Genomic DNA, 1,931 nt, shown 5'->3' on the forward strand with positions numbered 1-1,931 from the left:
CTAGGACGCGTCCTTTCACCGATTTAAGTCCAACACCGCAGGGTGTTTGGCAAAAATGAGTGCATGGAGGCGTTCCTGTCCACCCCGAGCGGAGAGGAAGTGCTGCCGGAAGCTCTTCGTGTTGGCTTTGGATTTGGGATGCGCCTTGCGCGCACGATCCACCGCCGCGTTGGCCAGACTGAGCACCACCCGTCGGATCATCCCCAGGACCATCGCTGCGTTGGGGGTCCGCACCCGGCTGGCGTCTTCGTGCATCGTCACGTCCAAGCAGTGATGCAGCCGGCTTTCCACCACCCAGTACCGGCGTTTGAGTTGGAGGAGGCCCAAGGCCTGCAATTGCGTCAACGGCAGACTGCTCAGCAGGAACACCACTTCGCGGGTCCATTTGCCCCGGCGTTTAACCCGCGTCTCCAAGCGGGCCGCTAGCCGGGCTCCCGGAAAGCCCGTTTGACTAGGGGTCACTTCCAGACATTGCAGGTAACGAATTTCCAACCGGCCCCGGTTGCGTTCGCGCCGGAGCACCCGCTGACGCGCCCGGGCTGGAGGGGGAAAAAACCTGTTGGGCAAACAGGGTTTGCAGCGTCCTTTGAAGGGTGGGCTGATTGGCCTTGACGGTCAGGAGATAGTCGCCGCCTTGTTCATAAAGTATCTGTTGCGCGGTCTCCACCTGCGTGTGGAGCGCATCGGCCAGGACGATTTTGCGGTTCAGGTCCAAGCGCCGCAGCAGTTGGCGGGCGGCCGGAATCTCGTTGCTCTTGGCGGGGGTGATCACCCCGCCCAAGTACTGCCCCTGGCCGTTGACCGCGTTGACCATTTCCACCCCGCCATGGCGCATGGCCTTGCCGTCCACGATCACCAAGGCATCCTGCGGCGGGCCGGTCAGCCGCTGTTGCCACGCCAAGAGGATCGCTTCGAGGATCGTCGCATCCACCGCCGCCAGCACGCGGCCGAAGGTCGTCTTGCGCGGACAGCGCTGGCGCTTGGTATGGCGGTCCCACCGAAAGGCCAACGCCCGCAACTGCGCCTGACTCAGCGTGTCGGCAAACTTCTCCAAATCGTCCGGCCCTTGGCGGACGCCCGTGGCCATGGCCATGACAATCAAACAGACCATGCCGGCGATGGGGTACCCCAGGGCTTCCGCGCGGCGAAATTCCGGCAATTCCTCCTGCAACGTCGTCCGGAGGCTGCGGATTTCTTTGACGGTGCGAGTGCAGTGCGGTTGGGTGTTGGCTTCCACCCTGGCCCAGGCGGCTGGCAATTGGGCCGCCCGCAATTTAACACACGCATTTTTAACCAGTTCCCGCACCCAAATCTGCTTGGGCGTGCCGTGTTTGACGTAAAAGTCGGACGCATCCCGCTTCCAGCCGGCGGTTTTACCCAAGTGCGACCAACCGCTGACCTTGTACGCCGTGCCTTGGTAAAGCTGCGGATCGACAAAGGTCTCCACCAAGGCCAAGGGATGTTGCCAGCGCTTTACCCAATCGTTCGACAGCCGTGCCAACATCAGCTTCATGAACCGGCTGACCAGATTGGGAACGTGGCCCCCGGGCAAGACCAGCAGCCGCGAGTTGTTGGCCAGCAGCGCGCGCCGGCGACGGCACTGCTCGGCATCCCAGCCGATGAATTCATCACGATCCTTAAGGTGAAACGCGGCGCCACTCCACGTAGCCAGCGCCAGCCACCGGCCTTGATAGGTCGCCACATAGCGCAGTTGTTCGCCCACCAGCGTGGCGTCGTGCAAATAGTGATGCGCCACGATGAGTTGGTCCCCGCGCGCTATCTCCTTAGCCGAGGTTAATAATCGGACTTGCAGATGATCCAGAATCGCCTGCTCGTCCACCGAAACCTGCCGCCGATTTGAGTTCGTCATCCGGCGAGTGTAAAAAAATACGGACGGCTTGTCCCGAAAATAATGCTAACCCACTCAGAGG

The 1,931-nt window shown here is 61.7% G+C and carries 2 protein-coding genes; both read right to left on the reverse strand.

What is annotated here, in order from left to right:
• Positions 1-15 precede the first annotated feature (15 nt).
• A complete protein-coding gene (locus WCO56_29750) occupies positions 16-462 on the reverse strand; it encodes a hypothetical protein (protein MEI7733787.1) in 447 nt (148 codons plus the stop codon).
• Entirely contained in the window at positions 452-1,870 is a 1,419-nt protein-coding gene (locus tag WCO56_29755) for an ISAs1 family transposase (protein ID MEI7733788.1), read from the reverse strand. Before WCO56_29755 ends, WCO56_29750 begins: the two co-directional genes overlap by 11 nt.
• Between the last annotated feature and the right edge of the window lie 61 nt (positions 1,871-1,931).

The sequence above is a fragment of the Verrucomicrobiota bacterium genome (assembly GCA_037139415.1).
GTDB lineage: Bacteria > Verrucomicrobiota > Verrucomicrobiia > Limisphaerales > Fontisphaeraceae > JBAXGN01.

What these genes read in the sequence shown, in the direction of transcription:
- WCO56_29755 (MEI7733788.1), bottom strand. Translation starts at nt 1,870, where the DNA reads ATGACGAACTCAAATCGGCGGCAGGTTTCGGTGGACGAGCAGGCGATT.